14 protein-coding genes and 2 pseudogenes are annotated in these 14,908 nt (G+C 70.7%); 12 read left to right on the top strand and 4 right to left on the bottom strand.

What is annotated here, in order from left to right:
* Positions 1–77: 77 nt before the first annotated feature.
* From lpdA to ACIBK4_RS00950, 7 genes are all read left to right on the top strand, one after another.
* Entirely contained in the window at positions 78–1,508 is a 1,431-nt protein-coding gene (gene lpdA / locus ACIBK4_RS00980) for a dihydrolipoyl dehydrogenase (protein WP_398990895.1), read from the top strand.
* A 155-nt stretch (positions 1,509–1,663) separates the two neighbouring features.
* Positions 1,664–2,041, top strand: coding sequence for a sortase-dependent protein (locus tag ACIBK4_RS00975; protein ID WP_398990893.1), 378 nt, complete (start codon positions 1,664–1,666; stop codon positions 2,039–2,041).
* Positions 2,038–2,649: a class F sortase gene (locus tag ACIBK4_RS00970; RefSeq protein WP_398990891.1), complete on the top strand. Its 612-nt coding sequence runs from the start codon at positions 2,038–2,040 to the stop codon at positions 2,647–2,649. Before ACIBK4_RS00975 ends, ACIBK4_RS00970 begins: the two co-directional genes overlap by 4 nt.
* 58 nt (positions 2,650–2,707) lie before the next feature.
* Positions 2,708–3,199, top strand: a complete 492-nt coding sequence (locus ACIBK4_RS00965) for an RNA polymerase sigma factor (RefSeq protein WP_366434010.1) — start codon at positions 2,708–2,710, stop codon at positions 3,197–3,199.
* Positions 3,183–3,659: a hypothetical protein gene (locus ACIBK4_RS00960; protein WP_398990889.1), complete on the top strand. Its 477-nt coding sequence runs from the start codon at positions 3,183–3,185 to the stop codon at positions 3,657–3,659. The genes ACIBK4_RS00965 and ACIBK4_RS00960 overlap by 17 nt, the downstream gene beginning before the upstream one ends.
* 140 nt (positions 3,660–3,799) lie before the next feature.
* Positions 3,800–5,416: a carboxylesterase/lipase family protein gene (locus tag ACIBK4_RS00955; protein ID WP_398990887.1), complete on the top strand. Its 1,617-nt coding sequence runs from the start codon at positions 3,800–3,802 to the stop codon at positions 5,414–5,416.
* A 71-nt stretch (positions 5,417–5,487) separates the two neighbouring features.
* Positions 5,488–6,756: an alpha/beta hydrolase-fold protein gene (locus ACIBK4_RS00950; protein WP_398990885.1), complete on the top strand. Its 1,269-nt coding sequence runs from the start codon at positions 5,488–5,490 to the stop codon at positions 6,754–6,756.
* A 57-nt stretch (positions 6,757–6,813) separates the two neighbouring features.
* Here ACIBK4_RS00950 and ACIBK4_RS00945 read toward each other — a convergent pair whose 3' ends face one another.
* Positions 6,814–7,488, bottom strand: coding sequence for an IclR family transcriptional regulator (locus tag ACIBK4_RS00945; protein WP_398990883.1), 675 nt, complete (start codon positions 7,486–7,488; stop codon positions 6,814–6,816).
* A 95-nt stretch (positions 7,489–7,583) separates the two neighbouring features.
* Here ACIBK4_RS00945 and ACIBK4_RS00940 point away from each other — a divergent pair, with 95 nt between their 5' ends.
* Positions 7,584–8,228: a nitroreductase family protein gene (locus ACIBK4_RS00940; protein WP_398990881.1), complete on the top strand. Its 645-nt coding sequence runs from the start codon at positions 7,584–7,586 to the stop codon at positions 8,226–8,228.
* A 64-nt stretch (positions 8,229–8,292) separates the two neighbouring features.
* Positions 8,293–8,820 carry a hypothetical protein gene (locus ACIBK4_RS00935; protein WP_398990879.1) on the top strand — a complete coding sequence of 176 codons (528 nt, stop codon included), beginning with the start codon at positions 8,293–8,295 and terminating at the stop codon, positions 8,818–8,820.
* Here ACIBK4_RS00935 and ACIBK4_RS00930 read toward each other — a convergent pair.
* Positions 8,813–9,964 (bottom strand): serine hydrolase domain-containing protein, encoded by a 1,152-nt coding sequence (locus tag ACIBK4_RS00930; RefSeq protein WP_398990877.1) that lies wholly within the window; start codon positions 9,962–9,964, stop codon positions 8,813–8,815. The genes ACIBK4_RS00935 and ACIBK4_RS00930 overlap by 8 nt on opposite strands.
* Positions 9,965–10,259: 295 nt before the next feature.
* On the opposite strand from ACIBK4_RS00930, the gene ACIBK4_RS00925 reads away from it, so the two are divergent.
* Positions 10,260–11,549 (top strand): alginate lyase family protein, encoded by a 1,290-nt coding sequence (locus ACIBK4_RS00925; protein WP_398990875.1) that lies wholly within the window; start codon positions 10,260–10,262, stop codon positions 11,547–11,549.
* A gap of 23 nt (positions 11,550–11,572) precedes the next feature.
* Positions 11,573–13,768: an RNA polymerase sigma factor gene (locus tag ACIBK4_RS00920; RefSeq protein ID WP_398990872.1), complete on the top strand. Its 2,196-nt coding sequence runs from the start codon at positions 11,573–11,575 to the stop codon at positions 13,766–13,768.
* Here the strand turns inward: ACIBK4_RS00920 and ACIBK4_RS00915 are convergent.
* Positions 13,750–13,887 (bottom strand): annotated as a pseudogene (locus ACIBK4_RS00915) (winged helix-turn-helix transcriptional regulator); the annotation flags it as partial. The gene ACIBK4_RS00920 and the pseudogene ACIBK4_RS00915 overlap by 19 nt on opposite strands.
* 14 nt (positions 13,888–13,901) lie before the next feature.
* Here ACIBK4_RS00915 and ACIBK4_RS00910 point away from each other — a divergent pair.
* A pseudogene (locus ACIBK4_RS00910) lies at positions 13,902–14,237 on the top strand (NADP oxidoreductase); the annotation flags it as partial.
* Here the strand turns inward: ACIBK4_RS00910 and ACIBK4_RS00905 are convergent.
* Entirely contained in the window at positions 14,221–14,907 is a 687-nt protein-coding gene (locus ACIBK4_RS00905) for a glycerophosphodiester phosphodiesterase (RefSeq protein WP_398990870.1), read from the bottom strand. The pseudogene ACIBK4_RS00910 and the gene ACIBK4_RS00905 overlap by 17 nt on opposite strands.
* Position 14,908: the final 1 nt, after the last annotated feature.

Genomic DNA, 14,908 nt, shown 5'->3' with positions numbered 1-14,908 from the left:
CCGACGAACGCGGCATCCTGGACATGTAGAGGATCTCCAGAAGGCCATGGGACCTCACCGTGGGAAAGGATCTTTCGATGGACCAGCAGGACGCGCGGGACGCGCAGGACGAGCGGTTCGACGTCGTCGTACTCGGTGCGGGACCCGGTGGCTATGTCGCCGCCATCCGTGCCGCCCAACTCGGCAAGCGGGTGGCTGTAGTTGAGGAGAAGTACTGGGGCGGTGTCTGTCTGAACGTGGGCTGCATCCCGACCAAGGCCCTGTTGCGGAACGCCGAGTTGGCGCACATCTTCACCCGTGAGGCGAAGACCTTCGGCATCAAGGTCGAGGGGGAGGTCTCCTTCGACTACGGCGAGGCGTTCCGCCGCAGCCGCCGGGTCGCGGACGGGCGGGTCAAAGGCGTCCACTACCTGATGAAGAAGAACAAGATCACGGAGATCGACGGCCGCGGCACCTTCCTCGACGCGAACACGCTCCAAGTGGCGGGCTACGACGGCGAATCGCGCACCATCGGCTTCGACCACTGCATCATCGCGACCGGCGCCACCCCCAGGCTGCTGCCCGGCACCAAGCGCACCGCGCGCGTGGTGACCTACGAGGAGCAGATCCTCGCCGACGACCTCCCGCAGTCGATCGTGATCGCGGGCGCGGGGGCCATCGGCATCGAATTCGCGTACGTACTCCACAACTACGGCGTGAAGGTCACGATCGTCGAGTTCCTGGACCGGATGGCACCCCTCGAAGACATCGAGGTCTCCACCGAACTCGCCAAGCAGTACCGCAAGTTGGGCATCGACGTCCTCACCTCCACCCGCGTCGAGTCCATCGACGAGTCGGGCCCGCAGGTCCGCGTCACGGTCACCGGCAAGGACGGCGGCCGGCAAGTCCTGGAAGCCGACAAGGTGTTGCAGGCCATCGGCTTCGCCCCGAACGTCACCGGATACGGCCTGGAGAACACCGGCGTACGGCTGACCGAGCGCGGCGCGATCGACGTCGACGGGCATTGCCGTACGAACGTCCCGCACCTGTACGCCATCGGCGACGTCACCGCGAAGCTGATGCTCGCGCACGCCGCCGAGTCGATGGGGGTGATCGCCGCCGAGACCCTCGCGGACGCGGAGACGATGGAGCTGGACTACGCGATGATCCCGCGCGCCACCTACTGCCAGCCGCAGATCGCCAGCTTCGGCTACACCGAGGCGCAGGCACGGGAGTTGGGGCACGACGTCAAGGTCGCGAAGTTCCCGTTCACCGCGAACGGCAAGTCGCACGGCCTCGGCGACACCACCGGTTTCGTGAAGCTGATCAGCGACGCGAAGTACGGCGAACTCCTCGGCGGCCACCTCATCGGCCCCGACGTCACCGAACTCCTCCCCGAACTCACCCTCGCCCAGCAATGGGACCTCACCGTCCACGAGGTCGCCCGCAATGTGCACGCCCACCCGACGCTCGGCGAGGCGGTGAAGGAAGCGGTGCACGGCCTCGCGGGACACATGATCAACATGTGACCCACGGGCCAACCGGCCTCCCCCTCGGGCGACTTTGCCAGCTCTTTACAACCCGCCCTCCCGCTGCCTCGTCTCTCCGCTCGATCACTGACCCGCCCCACCGCCGAACCGTCGTCCGACGGACCGGTGGGGCGGCCGACGAGAGAGAGCGATTCATGCGCCGAACTGTCCTCAGCGCCCTGGCACTTACGTGCGGCGCGGTCCTGGCGTCCACCGCGCCCGCGTTCGCGGCCGGGGCCTCCGCGTCCCCGTCCGCGGCGCCGACCGCCACCCAGGCGCCGACCCCGGCCCCCACCGCCGAACCCACCCGCAGCGCGAGCACCGCACCCTCCGCCGTACCGTCCGCCGAGCCCACCCGGGCCCCGAGCCAGGTCGCCGAGGTGCCCAGCGGCGCCCCCGACACGGGCGTCGCCCCGGTGTCGAAGTCGTCCAACGACCTGACGACCGCACTGGTCGGCGGGGGAGCCGCCGCGCTGGTCGTCGGCGGCGGCGCCTTCGTCGTCGTACGGCGTCGGAGGACGACCGGCGTATGACCTCGCTCTCCAGGCGCGCCTTCGTCACCGCGGCGACGGCATCGCTGCTCGCCGGCTGCGGCGGCGGGCACACGACCGCTCCGGCCGCGAACTCCGCCGCACCGCAAGGGAGTTCAACGCCCTCGCGGCAACCCGGCGCCAAGAAGGCACACACCCTCACCCGCTCCGTCCCGGTCACCCTGCGCGTCCCGGCGATCGGGGTCGACACCCCGGTCATGCAGCTGGGGCTGGCCTCGGACGGCACCGTCCAGGTGCCGCCGATCACCGCGCACGACCGGGCGGGCTGGTACCGGCACTCGCCGACGCCCGGCCAGACCGGGCCGTCGGTGATCCTCGGGCATGTGACCGTCGGCGCGTACGGGGACGGCGTCTTCCGCCATCTCGCGAAGCTGCGCAAGGGCGACCGGATCGAGGCGGGCCTGGAGAACGGCACGACGGCCACGTTCACCGTCACCACCGTACGGACGGTCGCCAAGGCCGAGTTCCCTACGGACGAGGTGTACGGGAACGTGGACCGTCCCGAACTGCGTCTCATCACCTGCGGCGGGACCCGTACCGGTACGGGTTACCTCGACAACGTGATCGTCTTCGCCACGCTCACCGGCTGAACTCCCGTACCCCGCACGCACTTTGCACGTACTTCGCACGTCACGACCATGGAGAGCGTTGAAACGGTCCCGCGAGAAGGCAGCGTCCGAACTGTTCGCCGCCGTCTACCCGCGCCTCGCCGGCTGGTGCCGCCGTCTCGTCGACGACGACGAGACGGCGCACGAGATCGCCTCCGAGGCGTTCACCCGGCTCTGGGCCCGGTGGACGAAGGTGGCGGAACCCCGCGGGTTCCTCTACGTCACCGCTGCCAACCTCGTCCGGGACCACTGGCGCAAACTGGAGCGCGAGCGCCGGGCCGTGCGCCGGGTCACCACCGAGGAGGCGATCCGCCCGCCGACCGAACAGACCGACCCGTCCGTACGGCTGCTCGTGCAGTCGCTGCCGGAACGACTGCGCGTCCCGATCCTCCTGCACTACTACGCTGACATGCCGATCCGGGAGGTGTCCGTGCTGACCGGGCGCAAGGAAGGAACCATCAAGGCCGACCTCCACGCGGCCCGCGAACTGCTCCGTGCCCACCTGAGGAGAAGCCTTGACCACACGATTTGACGAGGGAGACGAGAGCCCGGACATCGACCCCGACGACCCCCTCACGGTCATCCTGCGCCCCTCCTCCGCCGAGTACCTCGGCCCGCCCCCCGGCCGCTACGAGTCGATCCGCCGCGGCGCGAACCGCCGCCGCCTGCTCCGCGCGACGGTCGGCGCCGGCGCCACCTGCGCGGTGATCGTCCTCGCCGCCCTCCCGTTCCGCCTGGCCCACCACGACTCGCCTACGACCCCCACGGTGCCGCTCGCCCCACCTCCCGCGAGCAGCGCTCCTACGACCCCGCCGTCCCCGGATCCGTCCGCGACGCAGGTACCCACACCGAGGGCGAGCGCGAGCCGGAGTTCCTCCGCCGACGCCCGGAACCCGAGCCGCACGCCGGTCCCCACCACGGAACCGTCCAGGACCCCGACGGCATCGGCATCGGCGCCTTCGTCGGCGCCTTCGACGATCGCTGGTCGGTAACTCCCGCGCCCACAGGGGAATTTGCAGCCAATCCTGTCGCACATCTTGCCGACAATATTGCCGAGACGTTACACAAGTGGGTCATGGGAAGGACGACCACACTCCGCAGTAGAGTCCGCACCACCCTGGCTACCGTAAGCGTGCTCGGCCTCGGGCTGCTGTCCCCGATCGCCGTCCACGCACTGAAATCCCCTCCCGCCCAAGGGAGTTCACCCAGCTCGTCGTTGGTGGTGACCACCGCCACCGGCAAGGTCAAGGGCGAGGCCCAGACCGGGTACGACGCCTGGCTCGGCATCCCCTACGCCGCCACCCCCACCGCCGCCCACCGCTGGACCGCCCCCCGACCCGCCTCCGCCTGGAGCGGCATCCGCGACGCCACTAGCTTCGGCGATCGCTGTGCCCAGGCCTCCGGCTGGGACCCCGGCTACGAGAAGACGATCACCACCGAGGACTGCCTCGACCTCAACGTCTATGCCCCGCAAGGGAGTCGGGCCGACACCCCGGTCGTGGTGTGGATCCACGGCGGCGGTTTCACCGGCGGCGCCGGTCAGGACACCAACCCGCGCAAGTTCGTCCAGCAGACGGGCGCGATCGTCGTCACCGTCAACTACCGCCTGGGCCCGCTCGGTTACCTCAACCTGCCGCAACTCCGCGCCGAGAACGCCAACGGCGCCGGAAACTACGGCCTGTTGGACCAGCAGACGGCACTGCGCTGGGTGCGGGCCAACATCAAGCACTTCGGCGGCGACGCCGGCAACGTCACCATCGCGGGCCAGTCCGCGGGCGGCAGTTCGGTCTGCGACCAGCTCGCCTCGCCCACCGCCAAGGGCCTGTTCGCGCGGGCCGTCATCATGAGCGGCAGCTGTGGCCTCCAGACGGCGGCGGCCGGGGAGACGCAGAGCCAGGCCTTCGTCAAGCAGATCGGCTGCGCCACCGCCTCCGACGTCCTCGCCTGCCTGCGCGCCAAGCCCGCCTCGGCGATCGTCGCCGCCCAACTGAAGGCCCCGGTCCGCCCGTCCCTGGGCGGCACGGCCTTCCCGCTCGACCCGGGAACGGCCGTACAGACCGGAAACTTCACCAAGGTCCCGGTCATGCTCGGCCAGACCAACAGCGAACGCGGCCTGTTCACCTTCCAGAACTACGACTACCTCGGCACCCCGATGACCGCCGACCAGTACATCCAGGCCGTGAAGTCGACGTACGGCACCAACGCCGACAAGGTCCTCGCCGAGTACCCGCTCTCCGCCTACCCCACCCCGGGCCAGGCCTGGACCGCCGTCCAGAACGGCTCGACCTCCTACGACCGCCAACAGCTGATGGCCCGGCTGTCGAGGTGGGTGCCGACGTACGCCTACGAGTTCGCCGAGAGCGACACCCCGCACTTCACGTCGATCTACCGCCTCCAGCAACAGAGCGCCACGGCACGGGACTTCCCCTTCGGCGGCGCCATCCATGTCGACGACCTGGGCTACATCTGGGACTACCTGGGCCAGACGTTGCCGTACGACGACGACCAACTGGAGCTGTCCCGCCAGATGATCACCTTCTGGGATCACTTCACCACTACCGGCACCCCGAACGGCCCGGGCACCCCGACCTGGCCGAAGTACAGCACCAAGACAGGGGAGTTGATGTCGCTGAAGGCCTGCGACACGGCCCCGTCGAGCAACAGGCCCCCGGCGGCGTGCTCCAAGGTCACCGGTGACTTCGCGCAGGAACACGACCTGGCCTTCTGGCAGAGCCTGGGTTCGGCGTGAGGTTCCCAACTCCGCGCGGGGCGAGGAGGTTTCACCACCTCCTCGCCCTTCTGGCGACCCTCCTCCTGACCGTGGGCGGCAGCACGGCCGCCGCCCACGGCTCCACCACAGGCACCTTCTCGCCCCAGGTGACCCGCACCGGCACCGGTCCCACCGGCTACCAAGTCACCTTCCGCTACCGGGACTCGAAGGCCACCCGAGTCCAGCTCAAGGGTGAGTGGTACTTCGCGAACCCCTACGAACTCTCCGCCCTCTCCAGCCCCGAGGGCAGCACCGTCGAGACCCCGGGGACGACTCCGGCCGACTGGCGCCCGGGAGACATCCCGATCGCTTACCCGAACTCTCCGGCCGCCAACTGGCCGGTGGTGGACATGAAAAGGGGCGCCGGGGGAGTGTGGACGTACACGACACCCCTCCCGTCCGGCGTCTTCACCTACTCCTTCTACGTCGACTGCGCGGACCCGACCCAGACCGGCTGCACGGCGCACTCGGACCCGGCCAACCCGCCCTGGAACGACCACAACGGCAGGGCGACCGGCACGGTAGAGGCGACCAGCCAGGTGTACGTCCCCGCAGACCCGGCCTTCGACACGGTCGACTACGCCTGGCAGGGCCCGAGTCGGACCCACGGCAAGCTGACCCACGTCACCTACCGGTCCCCGACCTCCCTCACCCCACCCGGCGAGAACTACCTCTCCGTCTACACCCCACCCGGCTACGACCCGCACCGCGCGCAGCCGTACCCCACGCTCTACCTCTTCAGCGGCGACGGGACCGAGATGGACTGGAGCACCCAGGGCGACGCGGGCAACATCCTCGACCACCTGATCTCCACCGGGCAGATCCAGCCGATGGTGGTGGTGATGCCCAACACGGCGGGCTACCCGGACTCGACGAACTATGCGGCGTTCGACGCCAACCTGCTCAACACCCTTGTCCCGTACGTGGATTCGCACTACCACGTCGCCACGGACCCGGCCCGCCGAGCCGCAGCCGGCCTGGGCTACGGCGCCTCCCTCACCAACTCGCTCCTCTTCGAACACACCGAGGCCTTCGGCTCGTACGGCGCGATGAGCCCCGGCCTGCGCGGCAACTACACGCTCCCGACGACCCTCACCGCCCAACAGGCCGCCGCGCTACGGCAGGTGAACATCTTCGTCGGCGGTGGCCGGCAGGACCCCAGCCACTACTACCACGCGAGCGAGATCACCCTGCTGAACCGGGCGGCCGTCCCCGTCACCCCCGGCTTCGTCAACGGCGGCCACAACTGGTTCGCGTGGCGCCTCGGCCTCAGTGACTTCCTGACCCACACGGCCTTCTTCCCGCAGGCCGCGGGCTAGAGAGGAGAGGCAGAAGGGCGGAGGAGCGAAAGCTCGGGCGAGCCGACGCCGCTACGGCTACGGCTTGTCCAGGTCACGCCCGACGGCGGCGGCAGCCTCTCGCACGGCGGCGGCCAGTCGGTCGTACGGCGTGCCGGTGGTGGCCGTGACCGACACGGCCGCCACCGTGACACCGCCCCTCAACACCGGTGCCGCCAGGGACAGTTCGCCCAGCCGGTACTCCTCGTGCGCGGCGGCGAGGCCCGTCGTGCGGACGCGGGCGAGCTGGGCGGCGAGGGGGCCCGGCGCGGTCAGCGTGTGGGGGGTGTGGCGTTCGACGGCGGCCGGTGGGCCGTGTCCGTGGGCCAGCAGGACCTTGCCCGCGGCGGTCGCGTACAGCGGGAGCCGTTCGCCGCTGACCAGGCACAGCGCCGTACCGTCCGCCGGAACGGCGATGTCGGCGTGGCCTCCCGTGCGTGCGGACAGCGCACGGAGCGCGGGCAGCGCCGCGTCCAGCAGGCCGCGAGGGCAGGGCGCCGCCGCGCCGAGCGCCCGGATGCGGGTGCCCAGGCGGTAGGAACCGTCGGCCGCCCGCTCCAGCCCGCCCCACGTCACCAGCTCCCGGACCATCCGCAGCACGGTGGGCAACGGCAGCCCCGTCCGCCGCGCGATGTCCGTCAGCCGCAGGGTGTCCGGCGCGCCCACGAAGGCGTCCAGCACCGAGAAGACCCGCCCGGCCACGCTCTCGGCCATGAATCCCCGATCCTTCATCGCGACTGTCATCCCGACTTTCATCCAGTGAAAGCCCGGCGTTGCCGCCGCCCGGCACGTCCCGCGAAGGTCAACGCATGACTCTCGACCTCTCTTCCGACGAGCTGCTGTCCACCACCCGGGCCGTCCGCCACCGCCTCGACCTCATCCGGCCCGTACCTCCTCAACTCCTTCAGGAATGCGTCGACTTGGCGGTGCAGGCGCCGACCGGACGCAACCGTCAGCGCTGGCACTTCGTCATCGTCACCGACCCGGAGCGACGGGCCGCCCTCGCCGAGGTGTGGCGGGCCGGGGTGAGCACGCCGGGAGCCTCCGACCCCGTCCCGGCGCGCGACGTGCGCCGGGCGGGCGTCGCCCACATGGAGCGGGTGTACTCCGGCGCCGCCCACCTCTACGAGCACCTCCACGAGGTCCCGGCGATCGTCGTCCCGTGCGTGGAGGGCCGTACCGACGACGCACCCGTGCTCCGTCAGGCGGGCACCTGGGGATCCATCCTCCCGGCCGTGTGGAGCTTCATGCTCGCCGCCCGCGCCCGGGGCCTCGGCACCTGCTGGACCACGGGCAACCTCGTCCACGAGACGGAGGCGGCCCGTGTCCTCGGCATCCCGTACGCCGACGTGATGCAGGCGGCCCTCATCCCCGTCGCGTACACCCTCGGCACGGACTTCCGGCGGGCCCGCCGTGTCCCTCGCGAGGAGGTCCTCCACTGGGACGGGTGGTGACGCGGCGGAGCAGCCTCTCCGGAACTGTTTTGAACACGTTCAATTCTCGGCGTACGCTGCTGCCATGAGCGACAGAGCCGCCCTCCTGAAGGGCATCCGCGCCTGGCTGGTCCTGTTCGTCGTCTGCCTGGTGCTCAGCGGCGCCACGGCCTTCCCGCTGGTCCACGAACTCCGGTGGACCGAGGACGTGTTGAGGTCCCTGTCCGTACCGCACTACCTGCCCACCCTGATGGACTGGATCGTGCGGGTACGCCAGGGACTCGACACCGCCGACACCGACTACCCCTTCCTCCTCTACGGCACGGACTGGCTGGCCTTCGCCCACCTCGTCATCGCGATCGCCTTCTACGGCCCCTACCGCGACCCCGTCCGCAACATCTGGGTGGTCGAGTTCGCGATGATCGCCTGCGCCGGGATCGTCCCGCTCGCCCTGATCTGCGGGCCGATCCGCGGAATTCCCTTCTGGTGGACGGTGATCGACATGTCCTTCGGCGTCATCGGGATCGTCCCGCTGTACGTCGTACGGAGGAAGATCAAGCGCCTGGAGGCCGTGACGCTCACGTCAACTCCCGCTCTCGCGACGGCTACTTGAGCGCCGCCAGCGCGATCCGCTCCGCCACCGCGTTCATCGACTCGCCCTTCGCGTCCGTGGAGTTGACCGAGTAGACGAGGGTGCGGGACAGGTCGCGGGTGGCGAGGACGACGGCGCTGTAGCCGTACCGGGAGCCCGACTTGAGCCAGTACACCTTGCCGTCGTACTCGAAGCGCTGGAGCCCCGCGCTGTAACTGGCGCCCTCGATGCCCGCCGGGACCGTGAACATCTCCCGCAGCTGCGGCCCCGGCACGATCCGGCCCCGGAACAGTGAGGTGATCAGCCGCTCCAGGTCGGCGGTCGTCGAGATCATGTCGCCGGCCGCCCAGCGGTCCGCCTGGTTCCAGTCGGTGACGTCCACGAACTTCGGTGTCCCGTCGGCCTGTTGGACCAGCTGGTAGCCGTGGTTGTGCGGGCCCCGGATGCGCGGATCGGTGCCGGGGAAGTACGTGTCCCGCATGCCCGCCGGGCGCAGGACGAGCCGCGTGGCTTCGGTCGCGTACGAGTGGCCCGTCACCTTCTCGATCAGCAGGCCGAGGATCGTGTAGTTGATGTTCAGGTAGTCCTGTTGCTCACCCGGCCGGAACTCCGGCCCCTTCGCCACCGCCGACGCCACCACCTGCCTTGGCGTCAGCGTGTCGAAGCGGTGCGCGTACTGGTCCTCGAAGGCGTCCCCGAAACCGTCGCCGGCCTGGATCCCGCTGGTGTGGTTCAGCAACTGTCGTACGGAGACGGGCTCGAAGGCCTTGGTGAGGAGCCCCGGGAGGTAGTGCTGGATCGGGGTGTCCAGGTCGACCTTCCCCCACGCCGCTAGCCGCAGCACGGTCGCCGCCGTCACGATCTTCGTCGTCGAACCGGCCCGGAACCGCGCGTCGGGATCGGCGGCGGCACCGCTCGCCAGATCGTGCACACCCGCGCTGCCGCGCCAGGTCCCGTCGGTGCCTCCCACCCGTACGAGAGCCGCCGTCGCGTCGGAGTCGGGGAGCCCGGCGAGCGCGGCGCGCAGCGCGTCGGCGTCCGGAGCGGTCGTCCGCCGTGCGGTGGCCGACGGGGGTGCGGCGAACGCGGGGGCCGCCAACGGGCCTGCCGCCAGGGCGAGTACGAGGGAGGCGGTGAGGACGGTGGTGCGACGACGGGGGCGCATCGGCTGCTCCTGTGATCTCCGGCGGGTGTCGGTGATCAGCCTCGTCCCGCGCGGGCGTAGGCGGATCGTCGGCGAGGAGGGTGCCGACCCTGGTGCGGCCCGGAGCAACTGCCGTACAGGACAAGGGGTTTGTGGGGGATGCCCCCTACGGGGCCCAACTCGGCACGCCTGACGAGGAGTTGAAGCCGGCGCTGAAACCGGTGTTGAACTCGGCGCCGGAAAAACTGTTATCGCGGAGGCCTTCACTCCGTCTCCCTCTGCGTCCCCAGTCTCCTCACGCACCGGAGCCACCCACATGGCCACCAGCGCACGCAAGCCCAGCAACAAGCACCGCCTCACCCGTCGGGGCCTCTTCACCCTCGGCGGGGGAGTCGCGGCGGCGGGAGTCGTCGGAGGCGGGATCGCCGCGTTCTCCGGGGGAGGGGCGGACGCCGCGCAGACCGGTACGGCCACCGCCATCGGCACCGCGACCGCCCGCCCACCGGCCCTGACGCACCCGGGCATGCTGCACAACGCCGGCGACCTGCACCGCGCCAAGGTCCGCGTCGCCGCCCGCAAGAACCCCTGGCTGAAGGGGTGGACGCGGCTCACCGACAACCGCCATTCCGCGAGCACTTGGGTGCCCCGCCCGCAGGCCGTGGTCGTACGCGGCGGCACCGGCCAGAACTACGGCATCCTCTACAACGACATCCACGCCGCCTACCAGAACGCCCTGCGCTGGCAGATCGGCGGCACAAAGGCCAACGGTGACACGGCGGTTGCCATCCTCAACGCCTGGTCGGCCACGCTCACTACGGTCAACGGCAACGCCGACCGCTTCCTGGCCTCCGGCATCTACGGCTACCAGTTCGCGAACGCCGCCGAACTCGTCCGCGACCACCCGCACTTCGAGTTCGCCCGCTTCAAGAAGATGCTGCGCACGGTGTTCACGCCGATGAACATCGACTTCCTCACGAACCACAACACCGCCAACATCACCAACTACTGGGCGAATTGGGACCTCTGCAACGTCGCCTCCCTCATGGCCACCGGCATCCTCTGCGACGACCGCGCCACCTTCCAGCGCGCGGTCACCTACATGAGGTCCGGCGCGGGCAACGGCTCGTTCAAGCACGCCATCCCCTTCGTCTACGGCGGCCAGGACCTCGCCCAGTGGCAGGAGAGCGGCCGCGACCAGGGCCACACCACGATGGGCATCGGTCTGCTGGGCGCGATCTGCGAAATGGCCTGGAACCAGAACGTCGACCTCTACGGCTACCTCGACAACCGCTTCATGAAGGCCGCCGAGTACGTCGCCAAGTACAACCTCGGCGCGGGCGTGCCCTTCACGACGTACGCCTGGCGCAGCGGCCAGGGCAACGGCAAGTACATGGAACAGCCTGTGATCTCCGACATAGCCCGCGGCACCGTTCGCCCGGTTTGGGAGATTCTGCACAACCACTACGCCCGCCGCCGACGCCTCTCCACCCCGTTCATCACCCTCATGGCTGAGAAGGTGCGTGCGGAGGGCGGTGGTGGCGACTACGGCCCGAACAGCGGCGGTTACGACCAGCTCGGCTTCGGAACGCTGCTGTACACCAAGTGACACCGGGGAGGGCGAGGGGCGACGTGGACGGGCGGCAGTGGCACTCCACCATCGCGGCGGCACAGGCCGGTGACCGGCGGGCGCTGGACGAACTGGTCGCGGGCTGGCTGCCGTTGGTCTACAACGTGGTCGGCCGCGCCCTCAACGGCCATGCCGACGTGGACGACGTGGTCCAGGAGACGATGCTCCGCGCCGTCGACCACCTCGGTTCGCTCCGCGACCCCGACAGCTTCCGGTCCTGGCTGGTGGCGATCGCCATGCGCCAGATCCGCGACCGGGCCCGCCGCCGCAAAACCCCCGACCAACTGCCGGACGGACTACCGGGGGACGCCGCCGACTTCGCCGAACTCACCGTGCTGCGGCTCCAGTTGGAGGGCCAGCGGCGCGAGGTCGCGGAGGCGGTGCGCTGGCTCGACGACGAGGACCGCCAACTCCTCTCCCTGTGGTGGCTGGAGGTCGCGGGCGAACTCACCCGCCGTGAACTGGCGTCGGCGGTCGGCATCAGCCGTCAGCACGCGGCGGTCCGCGTCCAGCGGATGAAGGAACGCCTGGAGAACGCCCGAGGCATCGTCCGCGCCCTCGACGGCGCCTGCCCCGACCTCCGCGACGTCACCGCCCGCTGGGACGGCCGCCGCGACTCGGTCTGGCGCAAACGCCTCGCCCGGCACCTACGGGGCTGCGCCTACTGCGGCGACCCCCGCGAGTCCGTCGTACCGGCGGAACGCCTCCTCGTCGGCATCGCCCTCGTCCCGCTTCCCCTCGGCTTCACGTTGTCGCTCGCCTTCGGGGCGAAGACGGCGGCGGCAGCGGCGGGGATGGGCGTGGCCGGGGCTGCCTTTGGATTCGGGGCGGCGGGTGGGGCGGGTGGGGTGGCGGGGGCGGTCGGGACTGCTGGGGCAGCGGGGGTGGCTGGTGCGGCGGGGGTCGCGGGATCGGCGGGTGCGGGTGGCGCGGGCGCTGCTGGGGCTGTGGGTGCGGCGGGGTTCGTGGGCTCGACGGGTGTGGCAGGGGGCGTGGGGTCGGCGGGTGCTGCGGGTGCCGGTGGGGCCGTAGGGGCGGCTGGTTCGGCGGGTGTTTCCGGCGTTGCGGGCTCCGCAGGAGTGGCCGGCTCGGCGGGTGCCGTCGGGAGCGCGGGTGCCGCGGGTTCGGCAGGAGCAGCGGGTGTTTCGGGCGCCGCAGGTTCGGCAGGGGCCGCCAGCGCTTCGGGTGCTGCGGGCTCGGCCGGGACCGTCGGTGCTTCGGGTGTCGCCGGTTCGGCGGGGGCCTCGGGGGCGGCGGGGGCGGCGGCCGGTTCTGCCGGGGGAGCCGGTGGGGCTGGTGGGGCTGTCGGCTGGTCGGCCAAGGTGCTCGGGGTGTTGACCAAGCCCGCGGTCGCCGTGGCGGCGGGTGCGACGATCGCCGCGGGTGGCGTCTACGTCGTCACCCACTCCCCGAACGACCCGCCCCCCAAGGCCCTCACGCCCACGGCGGCGGCCACCACACCAGGCCCGGGAGCCGGCACCCCGACCACCGCGTCCCCCTCGCGCTCCACGTCGACGTCCGCGTCCCCTTCCCCCTCGCCGTCCCCTTCCTCGTCGAAGACGACCACCGGCCCCTACGGCTCGGTCGTCGACGCCGTGGACCGGGCGCCGAACCCCGACACCCCGCCCGCCGCCCTCCCGCACCGCCCCGCGTCCGGCGTGACCAGCACGGGCGGCGCGCACGCCACGATGAACCATCGCGGGGACAACGTGACGCTCAGCGGCCAGGGTTATGTCCTCGTCCGCTGGCAGATCTCCCCGCAGTACCGCAACGGCGCGCTGGTGATGCCGAGTTGGACCGCCCTGAAGGGCAAGCTCTTCCACGTGGCCTCGGGCGGCGGCCGCCGGATGGACGACCCGGTCAGCACCACCGACACCACCGCGACCGGCATGGGCAACTCGACCACCGGCTACGACGTCCTGCCCACCGGCACCCAACAGATGTGGCAGAACGAGTACTTCTACATCGACGGCAGCGTCACCCTCACCGTCAACGAACGTGGCGCGGACTACGGCCTGAACGTCTTCCCCACCACCTGGGACGCGGTGAACAAGGACATCACCACCGGCCCCACCCAGGGCGCGACCCGCTACGGCCTGACCCGGGACACCGGCAAGGACAACACCCCGATCCCGCAGTACGTCACCCGCACGACCCCGGCCGACCCGGCAACGGTGGCTCAGGAGTCCCGCGTGTAGTCGTCCTGCGCGGCCATGACCTCGTCCCCGTGCTCGAAGGCCCAGGCCCCGAACGCGTCGATCGGGTCGAGCAATGTCCGCCCCAGTGTGGTGAGTTCGTACTCCACGAGGGGCGACGAGCATGAAGGTGCGCATCGGCGCCGGCTTCCGACTGCTCACTGCGGGCGGCCCCTCCGCCGCAGCGCAACTCGCCGTCGCCGCAAGCCCGGAGGCCCGTGTCGTCAAGGCGTTCAACCTCTGCTACGACCCCGAAGCCCTCGCGGTCGTACGCCAGTTGGTGCGGGACATGGGGTGCGAGCCGTTCGCGGCGGGGGAGTTGGAGCAGGGCGCGGCGTTGCTGGAGGCGACCGCCGCGCTGTTGATCCGGCTGTGGGTGGGGGAGGGAGTGGACGCTCAATCGATCGCCCCGCCAAGGGAGTTGGTGGGGCGGCGGGAGGTGTCAGAGGTGTCCCTCAGCCCTTCTTCCTGAGCCCGCAGAGCACGTCGACGCGGTTGGTGGTGATCGAGTCGACGCCCATGTCGAGGAGGCGGCGCATCGAGCGGCGGGTGTCCGGGGTCCAGACGGAGAGGAGGTAGCCGTCGCGGTGGACGCGGGCGGTGAGGTCCCGATCGACCAGTGTGAAGCGGTAGTTGAGCCAGCGCGGCCGTACCGCTTCGAGGACCGCGGGGCGCGGGGGAGCGAGCGAGGTCCAGGTCAGGGCGATCTCGGCGGAGGGGTCGGCCGCGCGGACGGCGAGCATGGCGTCGGCGCCCGCGCAGTAGTACACGCGGTCCTCCGCGCCGTACTCGCGGATCGCGTCCACGATCCGGCGCGCGGCGCGCTGGTCGGCGGGCCCGGGCAGGTCGACCATCACCCGGCTGCCCTCGGTCGCGGCCAGCGCCTCGACCAGCGTCGGCACACGGCCCTCCGTGAGCCCTCGCACCTCGTCCACCGACAGCGAGGCCAGCGGCCGTTCCAGCCCCCACAGCCGTTTCAGCGTCTCGTCGTGCAGCAGCACGGGGACGCCGTCACGGGTCAGCCGTACGTCGAACTCGACTGCGTCCGCGCCCTGTTCGAGCGCGGAACGCAGCGAGTCGATGGTGTTCTCGCGGACACGGTAGGGGTCGCCGCGATGGCCCACGGCGGTCACGTTCTGCATG

Source organism: Streptomyces sp. NPDC050528, assembly GCF_044457795.1.
Lineage (GTDB): Bacteria > Actinomycetota > Actinomycetes > Streptomycetales > Streptomycetaceae > Streptomyces.
This window is presented reverse-complemented; position numbering and strand designations above follow the sequence as displayed.

Bases quoted from the DNA above. Each gene is read 5' to 3' on its own strand.
- lpdA (WP_398990895.1), top strand. From the start codon at position 78: ATGGACCAGCAGGACGCGCGGGACGCGCAGGACGAGCGGTTCGACGTC.
- ACIBK4_RS00975 (WP_398990893.1), top strand. From the start codon at position 1,664: ATGCGCCGAACTGTCCTCAGCGCCCTGGCACTTACGTGCGGCGCGGTC.
- ACIBK4_RS00970 (WP_398990891.1), top strand. From the start codon at position 2,038: ATGACCTCGCTCTCCAGGCGCGCCTTCGTCACCGCGGCGACGGCATCG.
- ACIBK4_RS00945 (WP_398990883.1), bottom strand. From the start codon at position 7,488: ATGGCCGAGAGCGTGGCCGGGCGGGTCTTCTCGGTGCTGGACGCCTTC.
- ACIBK4_RS00940 (WP_398990881.1), top strand. From the start codon at position 7,584: ATGACTCTCGACCTCTCTTCCGACGAGCTGCTGTCCACCACCCGGGCC.
- ACIBK4_RS00935 (WP_398990879.1), top strand. From the start codon at position 8,293: ATGAGCGACAGAGCCGCCCTCCTGAAGGGCATCCGCGCCTGGCTGGTC.
- ACIBK4_RS00930 (WP_398990877.1), bottom strand. From the start codon at position 9,964: ATGCGCCCCCGTCGTCGCACCACCGTCCTCACCGCCTCCCTCGTACTC.
- ACIBK4_RS00925 (WP_398990875.1), top strand. From the start codon at position 10,260: ATGGCCACCAGCGCACGCAAGCCCAGCAACAAGCACCGCCTCACCCGT.
- ACIBK4_RS00905 (WP_398990870.1), bottom strand. From the start codon at position 14,907: ATGCAGAACGTGACCGCCGTGGGCCATCGCGGCGACCCCTACCGTGTC.